Annotated in this window: 21 protein-coding genes and 1 pseudogene; 4 read left to right on the top strand and 18 right to left on the bottom strand. The window is 46.6% G+C overall.

Features of this window, described 5'->3' with window-relative positions:
* Window positions 1-152 precede the first annotated feature (152 nt).
* Window positions 153-1,718, bottom strand: a complete 1,566-nt coding sequence (locus tag KM934_RS07885) for an ATP-binding protein (RefSeq protein ID WP_215760074.1) — start codon at window positions 1,716-1,718, stop codon at window positions 153-155.
* Window positions 1,719-1,874: 156 nt separating this feature from the next.
* Between KM934_RS07885 and KM934_RS07880 the strand changes: the two genes are divergently transcribed.
* Both KM934_RS07880 and KM934_RS07875 read left to right on the top strand, forming a co-directional pair.
* On the top strand, window positions 1,875-2,687 hold the full coding sequence (locus KM934_RS07880) for a GLPGLI family protein (RefSeq protein WP_215760073.1): 813 nt from the start codon (window positions 1,875-1,877) through the stop codon (window positions 2,685-2,687).
* 100 nt (window positions 2,688-2,787) lie between these two features.
* Window positions 2,788-5,256 (top strand): TonB-dependent receptor, encoded by a 2,469-nt coding sequence (locus KM934_RS07875; RefSeq protein WP_215760072.1) that lies wholly within the window; start codon window positions 2,788-2,790, stop codon window positions 5,254-5,256.
* Window positions 5,257-5,272: 16 nt separating this feature from the next.
* Here KM934_RS07875 and KM934_RS07870 read toward each other — a convergent pair.
* The 3 genes and pseudogenes from KM934_RS07870 to KM934_RS07860 form a co-directional block, all read right to left on the bottom strand.
* Window positions 5,273-5,608 (bottom strand): annotated as a pseudogene (locus KM934_RS07870) (hypothetical protein); the annotation flags it as partial.
* Window positions 5,607-5,753, bottom strand: a complete 147-nt coding sequence (locus KM934_RS07865) for a hypothetical protein (RefSeq protein ID WP_215760070.1) — start codon at window positions 5,751-5,753, stop codon at window positions 5,607-5,609. The gene KM934_RS07865 and the pseudogene KM934_RS07870, both read right to left, overlap by 2 nt.
* Window positions 5,754-5,996: 243 nt before the next feature.
* Window positions 5,997-6,998: a glycoside hydrolase family 43 protein gene (locus KM934_RS07860; RefSeq protein ID WP_215760069.1), complete on the bottom strand. Its 1,002-nt coding sequence runs from the start codon at window positions 6,996-6,998 to the stop codon at window positions 5,997-5,999.
* Between the two features lie 467 nt (window positions 6,999-7,465).
* Between KM934_RS07860 and KM934_RS07855 the strand changes: the two genes are divergently transcribed.
* Together KM934_RS07855 and KM934_RS07850 are read left to right on the top strand one after the other, a co-directional pair.
* Window positions 7,466-9,055, top strand: coding sequence for a sulfatase-like hydrolase/transferase (locus tag KM934_RS07855; protein ID WP_252344937.1), 1,590 nt, complete (start codon window positions 7,466-7,468; stop codon window positions 9,053-9,055).
* A 136-nt stretch (window positions 9,056-9,191) separates the two neighbouring features.
* Window positions 9,192-10,829 (top strand): InlB B-repeat-containing protein, encoded by a 1,638-nt coding sequence (locus tag KM934_RS07850; protein WP_215760067.1) that lies wholly within the window; start codon window positions 9,192-9,194, stop codon window positions 10,827-10,829.
* Between the two features lie 450 nt (window positions 10,830-11,279).
* On the opposite strand, the gene rplQ is transcribed toward KM934_RS07850, so the two are convergent.
* The 14 genes from rplQ to rpsH all read right to left on the bottom strand — a co-directional run bounded on the left by rplQ (window position 11,280) and on the right by rpsH (window position 18,805).
* A complete protein-coding gene (rplQ, locus tag KM934_RS07845; protein ID WP_215760066.1) occupies window positions 11,280-11,765 on the bottom strand; it encodes a 50S ribosomal protein L17 in 486 nt (161 codons plus the stop codon).
* A 42-nt stretch (window positions 11,766-11,807) separates the two neighbouring features.
* Complete coding sequence (locus tag KM934_RS07840; RefSeq protein ID WP_215760065.1) at window positions 11,808-12,800, bottom strand: DNA-directed RNA polymerase subunit alpha; 993 nt, start codon at window positions 12,798-12,800, stop codon at window positions 11,808-11,810.
* 11 nt (window positions 12,801-12,811) lie between these two features.
* On the bottom strand, window positions 12,812-13,417 hold the full coding sequence (gene rpsD / locus KM934_RS07835) for a 30S ribosomal protein S4 (RefSeq protein WP_215760064.1): 606 nt from the start codon (window positions 13,415-13,417) through the stop codon (window positions 12,812-12,814).
* A 39-nt stretch (window positions 13,418-13,456) separates the two neighbouring features.
* Window positions 13,457-13,846, bottom strand: a complete 390-nt coding sequence (gene rpsK, locus KM934_RS07830; RefSeq protein ID WP_215760063.1) for a 30S ribosomal protein S11 — start codon at window positions 13,844-13,846, stop codon at window positions 13,457-13,459.
* 94 nt (window positions 13,847-13,940) lie between these two features.
* Window positions 13,941-14,321 carry a 30S ribosomal protein S13 gene (gene rpsM, locus KM934_RS07825; RefSeq protein WP_073207290.1) on the bottom strand — a complete coding sequence of 127 codons (381 nt, stop codon included), beginning with the start codon at window positions 14,319-14,321 and terminating at the stop codon, window positions 13,941-13,943.
* Window positions 14,322-14,428: 107 nt separating this feature from the next.
* A complete protein-coding gene (gene rpmJ / locus KM934_RS07820; protein ID WP_081475822.1) occupies window positions 14,429-14,545 on the bottom strand; it encodes a 50S ribosomal protein L36 in 117 nt (38 codons plus the stop codon).
* 20 nt (window positions 14,546-14,565) lie between these two features.
* Entirely contained in the window at window positions 14,566-14,784 is a 219-nt protein-coding gene (gene infA / locus KM934_RS07815) for a translation initiation factor IF-1 (protein ID WP_215760062.1), read from the bottom strand.
* A gap of 141 nt (window positions 14,785-14,925) precedes the next feature.
* On the bottom strand, window positions 14,926-16,266 hold the full coding sequence (secY, locus tag KM934_RS07810; protein ID WP_215760061.1) for a preprotein translocase subunit SecY: 1,341 nt from the start codon (window positions 16,264-16,266) through the stop codon (window positions 14,926-14,928).
* A gap of 2 nt (window positions 16,267-16,268) precedes the next feature.
* Window positions 16,269-16,715, bottom strand: coding sequence for a 50S ribosomal protein L15 (rplO, locus tag KM934_RS07805; RefSeq protein ID WP_215760060.1), 447 nt, complete (start codon window positions 16,713-16,715; stop codon window positions 16,269-16,271).
* A gap of 25 nt (window positions 16,716-16,740) precedes the next feature.
* On the bottom strand, window positions 16,741-16,917 hold the full coding sequence (gene rpmD, locus KM934_RS07800) for a 50S ribosomal protein L30 (protein ID WP_215760059.1): 177 nt from the start codon (window positions 16,915-16,917) through the stop codon (window positions 16,741-16,743).
* A 17-nt stretch (window positions 16,918-16,934) separates the two neighbouring features.
* Window positions 16,935-17,447, bottom strand: coding sequence for a 30S ribosomal protein S5 (gene rpsE / locus KM934_RS07795; RefSeq protein ID WP_215760058.1), 513 nt, complete (start codon window positions 17,445-17,447; stop codon window positions 16,935-16,937).
* Window positions 17,448-17,452: 5 nt separating this feature from the next.
* Window positions 17,453-17,797 (bottom strand): 50S ribosomal protein L18, encoded by a 345-nt coding sequence (gene rplR, locus KM934_RS07790; RefSeq protein ID WP_215760057.1) that lies wholly within the window; start codon window positions 17,795-17,797, stop codon window positions 17,453-17,455.
* Window positions 17,798-17,818: 21 nt separating this feature from the next.
* Window positions 17,819-18,391 (bottom strand): 50S ribosomal protein L6, encoded by a 573-nt coding sequence (gene rplF / locus KM934_RS07785; RefSeq protein WP_215760056.1) that lies wholly within the window; start codon window positions 18,389-18,391, stop codon window positions 17,819-17,821.
* An 18-nt stretch (window positions 18,392-18,409) separates the two neighbouring features.
* Entirely contained in the window at window positions 18,410-18,805 is a 396-nt protein-coding gene (rpsH, locus tag KM934_RS07780; RefSeq protein ID WP_215760055.1) for a 30S ribosomal protein S8, read from the bottom strand.
* Window positions 18,806-18,861 lie beyond the last annotated feature (56 nt).

Here is an 18,861-nt window from a genome sequence, read left to right as displayed (position 1 = left end):
ACGACTCATAAATCTACCCTTAATCGTGTATTGGATGATAGTTGCGGATTTTAGGATTAAAAGAGATGGAATATATGCTTGACGAAGAAGAATAAAAGATCGGTCAAGCAAATGCCAATCATTCATTGGCTTGTCTTTGCTTGACCGATATTTCATCTCTCCACTTTCCAATCTGTGATATTTCTTTCGTCTTTTACATCGAAGCCAATCCCTACTTTAATAGTCTTCTTGTTGCTCATGGCGAAAGCGTCAGCATAATGGTTTGCGTTTATCTGGGCGAGAGCTTCATCGGCAGTATTGTCAAATTTCAATTCCATGATGTAAATGCTGTCTTGTGTCTCCAGCGTTATGTCTGTACGACCTTTTGACGTTCGTTGTTCCACAAGAATACGGTAGTCGGTAAGCAGGGCAAACACCACATACATAAGTTGTTGGAAATATCCCTCGTATTTGGTATTCTCACAATAGGGCACAGTGGCAAGGAACGTACGGAACAGCTCCAATGCCCCGTCGATATCACCATTCTTTATCAGAACCGACATTTGGGCAATGGCGACCTTTCCCCTCTGTGAGCTTCGCGTCAGATAGTTGGGCAACAGACTCTTGAATAACCCTATGCGTATTTCCTTGTTGGGGATGCCCAACTCATAGAGGTTGGTATCTTCGTCATAGTCCTTAATAGTAACATAGCCACTCTGATATAGCAGAGGAACTATCGACTCCATCGTCTCAGTAGGAGCATCAAAGTCGGATACGTCAGCCATCTCACTTTCGCCAATATCCATTGGTGTAGTTCCAAACTTCCGCATCATCTCTATCAAGAACGTTGGTGTGCCAGAACCAAACCAATAAGCCCCTATTTTCTCTTTTGAGAAACAGTTCAGCAGACTATAAGGATTGAATATATCGGGCGACGGATATGTGAAATGATAACCGTCGTAATTGTCCTTCAGTTGTTGTATGGCTACTTCTCTTGTGATTGACAACTTTTCAGCAAGCCGATCAATGTCGTCAGACATTTGTGTGAGCAATTCTTCCTTGGTAATGCCACAAATGCCAGCATAGGCTTCGTCCATACTGATATTGGTGATGTTGTTCAGTTCGCTGAATATGCTGAGCTGCGAGAATTTAGTTATACCCGTAAGGAACACGAAGCGTAGCATAGGCTCACACTGCTTCAACGGACTGTAGAAGTTGCGCATAAGATGTCGCAAGCTTTCAAGCCGTTCGTCTTGATGAACCACATCCAACAATGGAGCGTCATATTCGTCGATAAGCACAACCACTTGCTTGCCTGTCTTTTTGTAGACAGAAGCTATAAGATTTGCCAAACGCACATTAGCGTCCACAGCATCACACTCAACGCCGAACCTGCGTTCGTTATCTTTAAGTATAAAGTCGAGATATCTGTTCAGTTGGTCTTCTTCCTGATGTTTGCCACCCGAAAGGTCGAAATGAAGCACGGGATATTCAGCCCACTCGTTTTCCAAATTGTCTATTGCCAACCCCTTGAAGAGTTCCTTGCGACCTCCAAAATAGCTCAGCAATGTGGAAACAAGAAGTGACTTGCCGAATCTGCGTGGACGACTCAAGAAGAAGTATTTGCCGTCAGAATTCGCCATACGGTATATATAGGCAGTCTTGTCTATATAAAGATTGTCATTCGTGCGGATTTCCGAGAAAGTCTGTATACCTATGGGATATAATTTTCTTGTCATACTCGCGGGTTGTTTTTATCACGATGCGAATATACAAAAAATATCTGATGTGTTAGAATGAACATCTCAATTATTTTTGTAAATTTGCCACCACATTGCTGTTATTATATTAACAGACGTAAATCATAAATAAATTTCCACGCATGGGTTTTGCTTATGAAAACGCTCTTCGGCATCTTGGCTTATTGCATAGTTGCAACATGCGTCTATTCTCAAGAGGTGGCGGACACGGTAAGTGTGCGTGTGCAGTATTATGCATTGTATAAACACACGCAGGAACAAAAGGAAGCGTATGATGATATAAATCTGTTGGATATAGGGCGACATTCGTCTCGGTTTTATAGCCAACGGTTTGAGCGGTTTCTGCATCTGCGTGATTCTGTGAAGAGTGTGAATACCGACCCCATGAGCTATTTGCAGTTCCTGGCAAATACGTTTGGCTCTAAGAAAGGACGCGAGTATGAAGTTTATAAGCACATTCCACAGAGGGGCACGCTCACTTATACGGATGTCGTGCACAATGACTTTTCATTCTGTTATGAGGAATCCATCCCGACCTTCTCTTGGGAACTCGCCGAGGGTGACACTATTATTATAGGTTATCCCTGCCATAAAGCCGTTTGTCAGTTCCGTGGGCGCACTTGGACAGCGTGGTATTCGTTGGACTTGCCTTTTGATAATGGTCCATGGAAGTTAGGTGGTTTGCCCGGACTCATATTGGCGGCTTCTGAAAGCCGACATGAATTCTCGTTTGTTGCTACAGGCATAGAGCAGATGCGGCAAACAGCAACCATCTGCTTTTACCCCAAGCGTTATTTGCGTTCTACTCCTGCCAAGTTTCAACGTTTGCTTGAAGATTACTGGAAAGACCAATGGAATACTACCAACCGCTTGCAAGGTAGCGGATATAGCGAACCACCTAAGGCGCAGCGGAGTTTCAATGCCTGTTTAATGGAAAAATACGAATAACCGATATGCAATAACCATTTGGTAAGCAATGAGATATGCCATACTTTTCATACTTCTGCTAACCAACCTTTCGCTCTCAGCACAAACATTTACGGGCAAAGTGAAAGGAAAGCAAGGAGAACTCTTGGTAGGCGCCTCGGTTGTGGCATCAACTGAGAGCAAGTCGACCGTGGCGTATTGTCTCACAAGCGACAAGGGTGAATATAAGCTGACTATTCCTAAAGGGAAAAATCCTGCAAGCATAACGGCAAGTTACATTGGTTATCAGAAGAAGACAATGCCATTTGCTGATTTGAAGGATGGCATGACTATCACGTTAGTAGAAGGCGACTTTCAATTAAAGGAAGTAAAGATAAAAGCGGAGCGTATAAAGAGTTCTGGAGACACGCTAACATATTCGGTTGCGGGTTTTCGCCAGGGGCAAGACCGAAGCATTGCCGACGTGATAGCCAAGATGCCTGGACTTGAGGTGAAAGCGGATGGCAAGGTGGAATACCAAGGAAAACCTATCAACAAGTTCTATATTGAGGGACTTGACTTGATGGGGTCGCAATATGGTGTTGCCAACCAAAACATCTCAGCCGATAAGATAAAGAGTGTGCAGGTGTTGGAGAATCATCAGTCGGTGAAGTCGTTGCGTGGCGTGTCGTTCAGCGAACAGGCTGCTCTCAATCTTGTGTTGAAGGATGACGCCAAAGCCGTATGGACGGGAGCGGCTGACATAGGTTTGGGTTATGGTGATGATTTTCTATACGACTTCCGACTGATGGGTATGCGTTTCAACAAGAAGTATCAGACGCTGATGATGTACAAGAACAACAACATCGGCAAGCAACTCGACAATGAGGTGCTCGATCTTGCTGCATTGTTGAAGGGAAGAACTGGCTCTGAGTCGGGCTTTCTCTCAATGATGTCGGTTGCGGCTCCCGACCTTGCAGACAACCGATATACTTTCAACAATAGTCATCTTGTTGCTGGCAATTGGCTTTGGAAGACTGGCAAGGATTCGGAACTGCGTGTGCAAGGCAATGGATTTATAGACAAGACCGATATGCAGGACTATAGTTCATCCACTTATCTCACCCTTACCGATATGCCAGTCATAGTTGAGGAGCAGAATGTCAGCAACACCCGAAGCGAATGGAAGGGTGAGGCCAACTATCAGTACAACGGCAGCAAGAGTTTCATCAAGAACAACCTTAAAGGTTATATTGACTTCAACAAGAGTGTCGGCACGATGATGTACAACGGACAGCGCACCGACATGATGGTGAAGCCGCACAAGCGCAGTATTACTGAGGATTTTCAGATGTCGCACACAACGGCAAAGGGCAACATATACAACGTTGAAAGTTATTTGACCTACAGCTATCTGCCGGGACAGTTGCTCACCATTGGTGGAATGACAGAACGGCTGAATCTCGGTTTCTTCTCAACACAGAATGAAATGCAATATAAACTGAAAGTCGGCAGACACTATCTCAACAATGAATTGGGAATGAACTACGACTATCAGAGCATTGGTGTGGCAATGGACGAGGAAGCGGAGAAGACGAATGTGTATCAGTTGCTTCGCATGTATTGGTATCCTTCAATGTCGTTCCTTTTCGGAAAGCATAGGATAGGAATAAAGTCGAAGATAAGTTATGCCCGTCAGTCTTACCGTGAGTCAAGAAGCAATCATCTGTGGATAGACCCTGCGGTGGGTTGGAATTGGAAGGCAACGGTTGTTTCTGAATTTTCGGCTAATGTTGGTTATGCTAATGCGCCATTGATGGGAAGGTCTATCTATGACACTCCTATCTTCACAAGCTATCGCACGCAGAAAGTGAATAGAGGCAAAACGGATGCTACTCACGCTCTTCATGCAACGGCAGCATATAAATACACCAATCCTGTGTCGGGACTGTTCTTTAATCTTCGTCCTTCATATAATAGAATGTCGGGAAACATCCTTTACGAGAGTGCGATGAACGGCAATATCTACACAATGACTGCTACCGACAAGGAATATGCCATGCAGACAATAGGCGTTTCTGGTCGTGTAAGCAAATCGTTTGGATGGGCAAAGACACTTGTCAGTCTCGGCGCCTCACACATGGTCACAGATTACTGTATGCTTGTGTCGGGCATTGTGAATGACGCACGTATGAACACAACCTCTGTTTCGTTCAACTACTCATTGCGTCCAGCAAGGTTTCTTTCTGTTGAGGGTAAGTCGAATGTGAACATTTATAAGCAGAAAAACCTCACGGCTCCAGAACTCTCTTCCGACCCCACAACCGACTGGGAACATCTCCTTAAACTATATGTGTTCCCTGCCAAAGGATGGATGCTGAGCGTAAAAAACGAACTCTTCCATACCAACGACAAGAGCATAGGCGTAAACCACTTTCTTGACCTTGCCATTGGCTACAAGGCTAAGCGTTGGGAGTTATCCGTCACAGCAAACAACCTTATTGGCACTTCTGAGTTTGAACGAAGAACACTCGGCAACACCATTGAGTGGTATAGCATTACCCGTCTTCGTCCAAGGGAAGTGCTTGCGAAGTGGTGTCTGGATTTGTAAATTAGAAAGCAGCCCATCAAGAGCATTCGAACACCAGCCCCGTGTTCGAAGCATCGCCATAGGCGTCCTCACCCATAGAACGATATTCATTGCAAGCGCTCTCGACGGCAGCCATGATGCGCGCGCCGGCACTGTTCTCCCACATGCGGAACTCCACATCCTCCTCATAGCCGCGAGCGAAGGCCTGAAGGCGATTGATATCGAAGCTTTCGGATTGGAAACCCACCAGTTCGCGCTCTGCATCGGCGGCATTACACTCCTGCTCCACATGAGCTGGAATCATCATGCAAGGCTTGCCCATATACAGGGCCTCACACACGCTCTCGAAGCCGGCCGTAGTGGCATACGCCTTAGAACGAGGGCAACTCCCTCGTCTTGCTCTTGCCCACCAACATTTTCACTACTTCGTGACCTTCGCGCTCCATCATCTGCTTGAGCGCCAATGCTTGGGTGAGATGTTCCCTACCCTCGCCTTGAATAACAAATATTACCTTCATCTTACATCTTATTAACGTCTTATGCCGCTGTGGCCGCGAAAGCTCCCCGTCAGCATCTGGGCGCAAAGGTAAAAACGTTATATTACAAAGAAGTAAGAGAAACATGACGATCGTATGAAAAAGGTATGCGACAACCATATTCTACCAAAAGGAAACGATCAGCAGCGCAAACAAAAACTTGTCCACCGCCAACAGCGATGGACAAGCCTATGAAAACCGCAGTTTGGTTGCGGACAAATCTTATTATTTTCCTATGGGAAACGCCTTGAGCAGACGCTTATACTCCTTGCCCGTGATCTGGATGGTAGTACCATGACGCGGGGTGAACTTTCCCTTGGTCTGTGTGTCTTGCACAAAGGTAAAGGTCTTGAGGTTGTCGGTGCTCTTGGCAAACTGGTAGTGGCCGTTCATGTAGCAATCGTACATCAGGCACCAACCACCCTGAATAAGCGGGAACACGCCAGCGCCCTCCACAGCATTCTTGGTAACCTCGCAATAGCCCGGGTGCAAGGTCCATGTGTCGGGCTTGTGCAAGTTGGTAAAGGTGTATTGCCTGATGCCCTTATGACTTCCTCCCTCGGTTTTGAAAAAGAGGTGGAACAAGCCTTGCTCATCTTGAACGATATCGGTGTCGATGGCCGGCTGCTTATAGTCGAAAAGAACCTGTGGCTCGCCCTCCAGATCGGTGAAATCGGCGTTGGCATAGCAGTAATACACTCTGTCATAAGGAATGGAGCCATCATCGGTGAGCAATGAGAAATAAACCATGTACTTACCCACGCTCTTATCGTAGATGGTTTGGGGTGCCCACACGCGAGTGACGTGGGCGAAATGTGTACCCTTGTATTTCTCGGGGAAATGCACTGTGCGATGCGTCCAATGCACAAGATCCTTGGAATGAAGCAACACGATGCCACGGTTGCTTGACCATCCCAGGGAGCTACGCATGTCGGTCACAACCATGAAGTAGCTGCCATCCTCACCACGCAAGATGTGAGGGTCGCGAACGGCCTTGGTCAAGGCAATAGAGTCGCTGCCAATCACTGGGTTGCCCCCGTTGAGCGGTGTGTAATTGAAACCGTCGTTACTCACGGCAAAATGGATCTGCTCCTCTTGCGGAGCATTGCCGATAAAGTAAGCAAAGAGGTAGTTTGTCATCTTGAGGCGCTTCTTAGCCTCCACCTGTGTGGCCACGCCAAACGTCACGGCCAAGGCGATACTGAAGAGAATGATCTTTTTGCTCATATTTTTTTCCAATTAGTTTGCTTCATCATAGACGAACACGTTCATTCGATTGCAAAAATACAAAAAAGATAGCGAATTATGCGTTTTCCCATTTACTTTAAGCCAATAAGCCTGTAAGATTTCAAAAATACACACAACGCAAGGTGCATGGTGCCATGTTTTCCTTCTCTATTGAAAGGCGTAGACGTTTGGGGTACGCACAATGCACCAACAATCCATGCAGGATGGGGCAAATACACAAATGCAGGCATGAAGATCAATTTTAACAACCTAAACAACTGTTTTTCAACGCAATTGTTTTATCTTTGCAATATTATTTCTTTCTATAAGAGGGATGGCACAGGGCTATGAGAATGACCCCCGATATCAGAAAACACACGTTACCTTAACTGAGTTGGGCAATGACAAATAAACCAAAAGACTATACCTAAAAGCAAGACAAAATGACTCTAAAGACAAGAAAATTGATGATGGCCATGCTGGGGCTGGTGCCTACAATGGCTGTTGCTCAGCAAAAGCCCAACATTATCTACATCATGTGTGACGACATGGGATATGGCGATCTTGGATGCTATGGTCAGCAGTTGATTTCTACCCCCAACCTGGACAAGATGGCTACTGAGGGCATGCATTTTACCGACGCCTATGCTGGCAGCCCGGTATCGGCTCCTTCACGCGCGTCGTTCATGACCGGACAGCATGCCGGTCACGGATATGTGCGTGGCAACCGAGAATATTGGAATAAGGTTGGCATCGACCAAACGATGTTTAACGGTCGTGGCGACTATCCCGTTGTTGGACAGGAACCTTACCTGATGACCCACGATATCATACCCGAGCTGTTCAAAAAGGCTGGATACAATACCGGTATGTTTGGCAAATGGGCAGGCGGTTACTGGAACAGCAAATATCCAAACACGTATGCGGTAGACAGCTTGGGCAATACCGACACGAGCAAGTATACCACAACCTCGTCGATGTCGCTGCCCAACAAGCGCGGTGTGGACTGTTTCTATGGACCTATATGCCAGTTCCAGGCACACACATATTATCCCAACTTCCTCAACCGCTATGACCCTGAGGGCAAGGGCGACACTTGCGTGGTGGCAGAGACCATGGAGCAGAATATCCAACATGCCACGGTGTTCAGTGGCGACACCGATTTTGAGAACCGCGCTGAATACAGTGCCGACAAGATCCATCAGTATGCCATGAAGTGGATCGACAGGATGGCCGATAAGAAGGAACCGTTCCTGGGCATCTTCACCTACACGCTGCCGCATGCTGAGTTGTGGCAGCCCAACGACTCGATCCTGCAGAAGTATAATCAGGCTTTCCACTGCGATGAGAAGTCGCATGGCTGGGAAACGGGCAACTGGTACTACCAGAACAACAACTCGCACGCTCAGTTTGCTGCAATGATCACCCGCTTGGACGCCTACGTTGGCGAAATTCGCGAAAAATTGAAGGAGAGAGGGTTGGACGACAACACCTTGGTGATCTTCACCTCCGACAATGGACCTCACGAGGAGGGCGGCGCTGACCCGACATGGTTCAACCGCGACGGATTGCTGAAGGGCTTGAAGCGCTCTACACACGAGGGCGGCATACGCATACCTTACATAGCATGCGGCCCGGGTGTGCCGAAAGGCGTGGTCAACAACCACCAGTTGGCGTTCTATGACGTTATGCCAACCCTGCTCGATTATATTGGTGAGCACGATGCTGCAAAAGCCCACTCACTGGAGGCAAGCACGGAAGCCGACCCATACGACGGCATTTCTTTCTACAACACACTGACCGGCAACGACAGTAAGCAGAAGAAGCACGACTTCCTCTATTGGGAATTTCATGAAACCAACATGATGGGTCTCAGAATGGGTGACTGGAAGATGGTGGTGGACAAGGGCACCTGCCGTCTGTATGATTTGGCAACAGATATCCACGAGGATACGGATGTGGCCAGCAAGAATCCCGAGATTGTGGCCAAGATGAAGCAAATTATCAAGGAGCAGCATGTAGATAGCCCGCTGTTTAAAGTAACATTGCCTCGATAGTATGAAGAAATTATTATCCATCTTCACATTGTTGTTGGTATGCGTATTTGCGCAGGCCTTCGACGAGAGTAAATATTATGTTATCAACCGTAACGGCAACTCATAGGCCTACATGTATGCCAATGGCAACAACATCATGGCCAGTTCGCTCGACAAGACCAATGGCAGCTTTATATGGCAACTGATTCCAACAGGCACTACTAACGGCTACTATCTGAAGAATGTGGGCAGCGGGATGTACGCACAGACGTGTAACATTGCGCTTAGCTCATTGGTGGAACTGGGCGCAAACCCTGTTGAGTATATTGTGTCTACGGGCGCTGGGTCAACGACGTACTTCATGGCGTCGAACGACCAGGGCGCAATCAATTACAATGAGGACGCTACACTTGGCCTGAACTTTGGAGCCTCTGGCGTGTGTGCATTCTACATTAAGACTGGGCGTGGCAACAGTTACTGGACCATCACCGAGACCAACTATTCGCCCACTCCACCGGAGCCCAGCGAGGGCGAGGACGAGGATGTGCAGCCCAATGTGCATGCTTACCGCATTCCATGCGGCACGTTCAGACCTGACACCAAACTCACGCAAATAGACATTACGGGCGAGGGTGTGTGGCACGAATTGCACTATGCTCCACTGACCAACAACAAGTTTATGATTCAAACCGGAGCGCACGCGTCGCTGATGCGTGGAGGCAAGGTGAAGATTACGGCCCAACTGAAAGGTGCCGAGGTTGCAGGACTGGTGGTGGCGGTGTGTGCCGACTTCGATGGCGATGGACGATTTGAGCAAACCGTAAAGCCTACGGTGGCAGGCACCATTGAGGCCGAGCTGACGGTACCTGCGGAGAGCGAGGCTTTCACTGGACGTATCCGAATCCGTGTGGACCAGGGCGGAAACTACAGCGCCAACGGCGATATTGCAGGCGTGATCTACGATATTCCTATTCAGATCGTAAATGCGCAAGCGCAACGCCTAATTGAGGTTGTTCCCAATTCCAAAGGACGTGGGCTGGTTAGCATCATTGGTTCCGACGCACACAGTACAATGAAAAATCTGGGCGACGAGGTGACCGTGAAGGCGCAGGCCGCAGAGGGATGGGTGTTCAAAGGCTGGCTTCTGGGCAACGACATCGTTTCCACCAATGAGCAATACTCATTCCAAGTGACGGCCGCTGTCCACCTGATAGCCATATTTGGCAAATACATAGAGCCCGAAAAACCCATTGTGTATGTGGAGCCTGCAGATGGCCTTAGGTTTCGTCTGCGCAACAAGGAACGCGACACATATTACATGGTGGAGGACGCATCAAACCATCTGGTGATCGCTGAGGACCGCTATGCGGAGGGCAGCACGTTTACGTTGGAGAAAGCTGACGCAAGTTCATATTACATCAAAACGGCAAGTGGAAGGTATGTCTATCAGGCAAGTTCTGGTTCGCAAGCCAACAAGACCACTTCTGCCACCAAGGTGAAGTACACCATCACAGCAAGTGGCGAGCATCTCTACAACTTTGGGGCAACCGGCTCAACTGACGCCAACCGATTTCTGCATGCTGCTGCAGACCATCTCAACATCTGTGGATGGACCCAAAACGTGGAACGCTCACAATGGTATATGCAGAAAGACGATACAACAGTAGGCATCGTTTCTATTCAGGACGAACGATTAGCAGCCAACGGAAAGGACAGCAAATTCATTGAGAACAATCGACTCATCATCCGAAAAGGAGGCAAAAAGTTTAATGCCCGTGGACAAAGAATAAAATGATTCAAGCCAACAAACAACGGGTAAACACCCCCAAATAATGAAAATATCAGGTTTCCGTTAAGCCATCGGCAGAGTTATGCATCTTTGAGTATTGCCAGGCTTAACGGAAACTTATTTATGTCATGTGCAATTACATTCAATGTAAAGGCATCATATTCATTGATAAAGACTACACACACCCTATGAATATCGTATAATCGAAAAGGGCAAGCAGTACATAGGAAAAATAAAACCGAAAAGCTTACAAAGAAGAAGAAGGTACAAAATGAATAAGCGGTAAGGATAAGACCTTCAAAAGGACATGGACAATCTAAACATATAGGGGTCCCAAACCGTTTTGAACAAAAAAATGGATTGAAAGCATCAAATAACTCAAAAGAAACGAAAGCATAAAAAATCTCCGGCTCAGAAAGAACCGGAGATTTCTTATAAAGTGAAAATGCGATCAGATTATTCAGCCTTGGGAGCCTCTGTTGAGGTCTCTGCAACTGCCTCAGGAGCAACCTCATCAGCCTTCTTCGTAGAACGACGGCTACGACGAGTCTTCTTCTCAACCTTAGCAGTCTTGGCCATGTTCTCATCGAAGTCAACGAGCTCGATGAAAGCCATAGAAGCAGCGTCACCCAAACGAGAGCCGAGCTTGATGATACGTGTGTAGCCACCGGGACGGTCAGCAACCTTAGCGGCAACCTCACCGAACAACTCCTTAACCGCATACTTGTTCTGAAGGTAACGGAAAACAACACGACGGCTGTTTGTGTCGTCCTTCTTGCAACGTGTGATCAGCGGCTCAACATACATCTTGAGAGCCTTGGCCTTAGCGAGGGTCGTAGTGATTCTTTTGTGCATAATCAGGCTGCATGCCATGTTAGCGAGCATGCTTGAGCGATGAGATGCAGTACGACCCAGATGGTTGAATTTCTTATTATGTCTCATTTTGTTTTTTACGTTTTGAAAGAGCGTTATCTAAAAATAGAACTACTCCTTGTCTAATTTATACTTGGAAATGTCGGTTCCAAACGACAGATTCAGACTCTCGAGCAAATCATCAAGCTCAGAAAGCGATTTCTTACCGAAGTTACGGAACTTCAAGAGATCTGTCTTATTATACTGCACGAGATCTCCAAGGGTCTCAACATCAGCAGCCTTCAGACAGTTAAGCGCACGAACTGAAAGATTCATATCGGTAAGCTTAGTCTTCAGCAACTGGCGCATGTGCAGAACTTCCTCATCAAACTCCTGGTTGCCATCGGCGTTCGGATTCTCAAGAGTAATCTTCTCGTCAGAGAACAACATGAAGTGATAGATAAGGATCTTAGCAGCCTCCTTCAGGGCGTCCTTCGGGTGAATGGAACCATCCGTAGTAACCTCAAGCGTGAGCTTATCATAGTCGGTCTTCTGCTCGACACGAGTAGGCTCAACAGAGTACTTGACGTTGCGGATAGGGGTGTAGATTGAATCGATTGGGAGTACATTAACATCTGTGCAGAACTGACGATTCTCATCAGCGGGGACGTATCCACGACCCTTGTTAATAGTCAGGTCAATTTGCATAGATGCCTTGGAGTCTAAATGACAAATCACCAAATCAGGGTTTAACACTTCAAATCCAGTCAGATACTTAGTGATGTCACCAGCCTTGAATTCGGTGGAATTCTCAACCGTGATACTCACCTTCTCGTTCTCGAATTCTTCTACTACTTGCTTGAATCGAACTTGCTTGAGATTCAAAATGATGTTGGTCACATCTTCCTTAACACCGGGAACTGAAGAAAACTCATGCTCAACACCAGCGATACGGATGGTATTGATGGCATAACCCTCCAACGATGAAAGAAGAATGCGTCGCAGGGCGTTACCAATAGTAACACCGAAGCCAGGCTCGAGCGGACGGAACTCAAACTTACCGTACTGCTCATCAGCCTCCAGCATCACAACTTTATCAGGTTTTTGAAATGCTAATATCGCCATTAATTTAATGATTATTTAGAGTACAACTCAACGATTAACTGCTCCTTAATGGTCTCGGGAATATCGGCACGCTCCGGACGGTGCAGGAACTTACCGCTCTTTGTATTGTCATCCCACTCGAGCCAAGGATACTTGCTGTGATTGAAACCTGCCAAAGCAGCCTCAATTACCTCGAGAGACTTAGACTTCTCACGAACAGCAATAACCTGACCAGGCTTAACAGAATAAGAAGCAATGTTGAGTACCTTTCCATCAACTGTGATATGCTTATGACCTACGAGCTGACGAGCGGCAGCACGAGTAGGAGCAATACCCAAACGGAAAACAACGTTGTCCAAACGGCTCTCGAGAAGCTGAAGGAGAACCTCACCGGTGATACCCTCGCTCTTTGCAGCCTTCTCAAACAGGTTGCGGAACTGACGCTCCAGCACACCATAGGTGTACTTAGCCTTTTGCTTCTCAGCCAACTGAGAACCATACTCCGACTGCTTGCGGCGACGGTCATTACCATGCTGTCCTGGAGGGAAATTGCGCTTTGCCAATACCTTGTCAGGACCAAAGATGGCCTCTCCGAAACGGCGTGAAATTCGAGATTTAGGACCTATATATCTTGCCATAATGTAAATGCTTTAAATCAATTGTATCTTGTTAACCTATTATACACGACGACGCTTGGGAGGACGGCAGCCGTTGTGTGGCAACGGTGTCACATCGACGATCTCGATGACCTCAATACCTGCACCATGAATGGCGCGAATAGCGCTCTCGCGACCGTTTCCAGGACCCTTCACGTAAGCCTTAACCTTACGCAGACCAAGATCATAAGCGACCTTTGCACAATCCTCAGCAGCCATCTGGGCAGCATAAGGAGTGTTCTTCTTGGAACCGCGGAAACCCATCTTACCAGCTGAAGACCAAGAGATGACCTGACCCTCGTTGTTAGCAAGAGATACAATGATATTATTGAATGAGCTATGGACATGAAGCTGACCAACAGCTTCAACCCTTACATTTCTCTTCTTAGATGTTGCTTTTGTCTTTGCCATTTTCTTTTAGCTTTAAGTTTGAAGTTGAATGTGTGTGGTTAGAAGGAATAAACCATCCCATTAAAAACCAACAACTTACAACTCTCAACTAATTTTACTTAGTAGCCTTCTTCTTGTTAGCAACAGTCTTCTTCTTACCCTTACGTGTACGGGCGTTATTCTTAGTGCTCTGACCGCGAACAGGAAGACCATTACGATGACGGACACCACGATAGCAGCCAATATCCATCAGACGCTTAATGTTCAACTGGATCTCTGAACGGAGGTCACCCTCCACTTTGAATTCAGCGCCGATAATCTCACGGATCTTAGCAGCCTGGTCGTCAGTCCACTCGCTGACCTTCAGGTCACGGCTTACGCCGGCTTTATCCAATATCTTTGCTGAACTACTTCGACCTATACCATAGATATAAGTCAATGCGATTTCGCCACGCTTGTTCTGGGGCAAATCTACTCCAACAATTCTTATTGCCATTGATAATTAAATAAAAAAATAATAATACTAAATGTCATTCTTTGCTAAAAAGCATGCAAAAGTACTCATAATTTGCGAGATATCAGCACAATTGCATTTTTTTAACATTAACCCTGACGCAATTTGAACTTAGGGTTCTTCTTGTTGATGACGAACAACCGACCTTTACGACGTACGATCTTACAGTCGGCGGTGCGCTTCTTTAAAGATGTTCTTGTCTTCATATCAAAATGATATTTAAAAATTATTTGTATCTGAACTCAATACGACCCTTAGTCAAGTCGTAAGGACTCATTGCGACTTTCACCTTGTCTCCAGGAAGAATCTTGATGTAATGCAAACGCATCTTACCAGAGATGCTTGCGATGATCTTGACTCCGTTCTCAAGTTCCACACGAAACATAGCGTTGCCGAGACTCTCGATCACGGTTCCGTCCTGTTCTATAGAGGATTGCTTAGACATAATCTATAATGAATTTCAAAACTGCGATTCTATCAACACACAAAACAGACATACAAGGTTGAGTGGCGGAAGCCACCAACCCTGTAATGTCCTATTGTATCATAATCGTATCAAGAAAATACACTCTAATCAAAGATAGGATTAATAAGCACTGACAGCACCAGCCTTGCGGGTGTGTCCTGAGTTCAACAATCCATCATAGTGGCGCATCAACATGTAACTCTCAATCTGCTGAAGCGTGTCGATAACAACACCTACAGAAATGAGAAGCGAAGTACCACCAAAGAACTGAGAGAATGCATCCTGAACGTTGAGGAGACCAGCAAGAGCAGGCATGACGGCAATGAACGCTATGAAAAGCGAACCCGGCAGGGTAATGCGAGTCATGACAGTGTCAATATACTCAGCCGTGTCATGTCCGGGCTTAACGCCTGGGATGAAACCATTATTGCGCTTCATATCCTCGGCCATTTGTGTTGGGTTGAGAGTGATGGCTGTATAGAAATAGGTAAATGCGATAATCAGAATCACATAAACGGAGTTATACAGAAGACTCTTTGTGTTAAGCAGGTTCTGGACGACCCAGCTGGCATTGTCACTCTGATAGCGTACCAAAGCCAAAGGAATGAACATCAAAGCCTGAGCAAAGATGATCGGCATCACATTGGCAGCGAACAACTTCAAAGGAATGTACTGGCGGGCACCACCATACTGCTTGTTACCCACAAGGCGCTTGGCATACTGAACGGGCACTTTACGAGTTCCCTGAACCAAAAGAATGGCTGCACAAACAACTGCGTAAAGGATAAGGATTTCAACAATGAACATCACCAATCCACCACTTGAGATAGCGGTGAAACGCGATCCAACCTCCTGCATGAAAGCCTGAGGCAGACGGGCAATAATACCGATCATGATGATCAGAGAGATACCATTTCCAACACCTTTGTCAGTGATACGTTCACCAAGCCAAAGTATGAACATGCTACCTGCTGCGAGAATGATTGTAGCCGGAATGATGAAAACACTCCATGAAATGCCGCTGGCAAGTGAAGAACTTGCCTGCGACTGGAGGTTCAACAGGTAACTCGGTGCCTGCAAGAACAGGATTCCCACTGTAAGCACACGAGTATACCATTGTATCCTTTTACGGCCACTCTCTCCCTCACGCTGCATCTTTTGGAAATAAGGCACAGCAACAGCGAGCAGCTGCATAACGATAGAAGCTGAGATATAAGGCATAATTCCAAGTGCGAAGATTGACGCATTGGAAAATGCACCACCAGAGAACATGTCGAGCAATGACATCAAGCCACCGCGAGTTTGCGACTGTAATTGGCCAAGTTTAGCCGGATCGATACCAGGCAATACTACGAATGAACCAAAACGGTAGATAGCCGTAAACAGAAGAGTGATGAGAAGACGCTGACGCAAATCCTCAATCTTCCAACAGTTCTTTAGTGTCTCAATTAGCTTTTTCATCGTTAAATTTTAGTTGCGTTACCACCTACGGCCTTGATAGCCTCTTCAGCTGTCTTAGAGAAGGCATGAGCCTCCACGTCAACCTTAGCCTTCAGTTCGCCTTCGCCAAGAATCTTCACGAGCTTCTTGCCGTTGGTCAAACCGGCCTCCACCAACTCGGCAAGGCCGATCTTAGCGAGGTTCTTCTCCTCAGCAAGCTTCTGGAGAGCAGAAAGGTTAATCGGGAAATACTCCTTATGGTTAATATTCTTGAAGCCGCCCTTCGGTACACGACGCTGCAGAGGCATCTGGCCACCTTCAAATCCGATCTTTCTCTTATAACCAGAACGAGACTTAGCACCCTTGTGACCGCGTGTAGAAGTGCCACCCAGGCCAGAACCTGGACCACGACCGATACGACGACGAGAATGTGTAGAACCCGCAGCTGGTTTCAAATTAGATAATTTCATAATTCGTCTGAATTTAAAACATTAATTACTTAACAACCTCAACGAGGTGATGAACCTTGCGGATCATTCCACGCATGCTGGGAGTGTCCTCCACCTCAACAACCTGAGAGATCTTACGAAGACCCAGTGCCTGAAGTGTACTCTTCTGATCAATAGGAGCACCGATACGGCTCTTAATCTGCTTTACTTTAATAGTTGCCATTGTATTGTATCTCCAAATTAACCGTTAAACACCTTGTCCATAGAAACACCACGCTCACCAGCGATCTGATAAGCATCACGCATCTGAGAGAGACCGAGGATAGTAGCCTTCACCAGGTTGTGGGCGTTAGAAGAACCCTTAGACTTAGCGATGACGTCGGTCACACCAGCGCTCTCGAGCACAGCACGCATAGCACCACCAGCCTTCAAACCAGTACCGGCAGCAGCGGGCTTCAGGAGAACCTGTGCACCACCAAACTTAACCTCTACCTCATGAGGAACTGTACCCTTGAGCACGGGAACCTTCACGAGATTCTTCTTAGCAGCCTCAGTTCCCTTGGCGATAGCAGCGGTAACCTCACCAGCTTTGCCGAGGCCATAGCCGATAACACCCTTACCATCACCAACCACAACGATGGCAGCGAATGTGAAAGTGCGACCACCCTTTGTAACCTTCGTCACACGGTTGATGGCCACCAGACGATCTTTTAACTCTGCGTCACTATTTACTTTTACTCTATTCATTGCCATAATTGTTAGAAATTAAGACCTCCCTCACGAGCACCTTCAGCCAAAGCCTGAACGCGGCCATGGTAGAGGTAGCCATTACGGTCGAAAACAACTGACTCAACACCAGCAGCCTTTGCCTTCTCAGCCAAGAGGGCACCGACCTTCTTGGCCTGCTCAATCTTTGCGAGTTTCTCAAGTCCCAGAGAAGAGGCAGAAGCCAATGTCTTGCCGTCGATATCGTTAATCACCTGAGCATAAATCTGCTTGTTCGAGCGGAAAACGCTAAGACGAGGACGCTCAGCCGTTCCGTTAACCTTCTTGCGGATGCGGAACTTTATCTTAATTCGTCTTTCAACTTTTTTGATTGTCATAATCGTAAATCCTAATTAAAATTACTTAGCTGCTGCAGTCTTACCAGACTTTCTACGAATAACCTCACCCTTGAACAGGATACCCTTACCCTTATAAGGCTCAGGCTTGCGGAAAGAACGAATTTTAGCGCAGATGAGACCAAGCAACTGCTTATCGCAAGACTCAAGAGTGATCAGCGGGTTCTGGTTTCTCTCAGACTTAGTCTCAACCTTAACCTCCTTAGGAAGTTCCAAGAAGATGGGGTGAGTGTAACCGAGAGAGAACTCGATCAAGTTACCAGTGTTAGACACACGATAACCCACACCGACCAACTCAAGCTCCTTCTTAAAGCCTTCGCTTACGCCAACAATCATATTGTGGACGAGTGAACGATAAAGGCCATGGAAAGCATGCTTCTGCTTGTAGTTGACAGGACTGTTCTCGTCTACCACGAATGTGATGTGACCATCAGCATTTGTGTACTTGATAGAAGGATCTACATACTGAGAAAGCTCACCCTTAGGACCCTTAACAGTTACAACGTTCTGCTTCTCGTCGAAGTTAACAGTAACACCTGACGGGATAGCGATGGGCAAATTACCAATTCTTGACATTTCTAATCCTCCAATTAATTAATAAACGTAGCAAAGAACCTCGCCACCGATCTTGAGCTCAGCAGCCTCTTTGTCAGTCATAACACCCTTGGATGTGGAAAGAATTGCGATTCCCAATCCGTTAATAACTCTCGGCATGTCCTTGTAACCTGTGTAGCGGCGCAAACCAGGTGTAGACACTCTCTTCAGACTCTTGATTGCATTCTTCTTCGTCTCGGGGTTGTACTTCAGAGCAACCTTGATAGTACCCTGAGGACCATCCTCGATGAACTTGTAGTTAAGAATGTAACCCTTTTCGAAGAGAATCTTAGTGATAGATTTCTTCAAATTAGACGCAGGAACCTCAACCACACGGTGATGAGCCATGATGGCATTTCTGAGTCTTGTCAGATAATCTGCTATTGGATCTGTCATAAATATAAAATGTTTAATTAATCGGGCCTTTCCCGACAATATTAAATAAATAATCT

Origin of the sequence: Hallella faecis, assembly GCF_018789675.1 — a bacterium.
Lineage (GTDB): Bacteria > Bacteroidota > Bacteroidia > Bacteroidales > Bacteroidaceae > Prevotella > Prevotella faecis.
The sequence above is the reverse complement of the archived record's forward strand: the minus strand, read 5'-3'. Positions and strand labels throughout refer to the sequence as shown.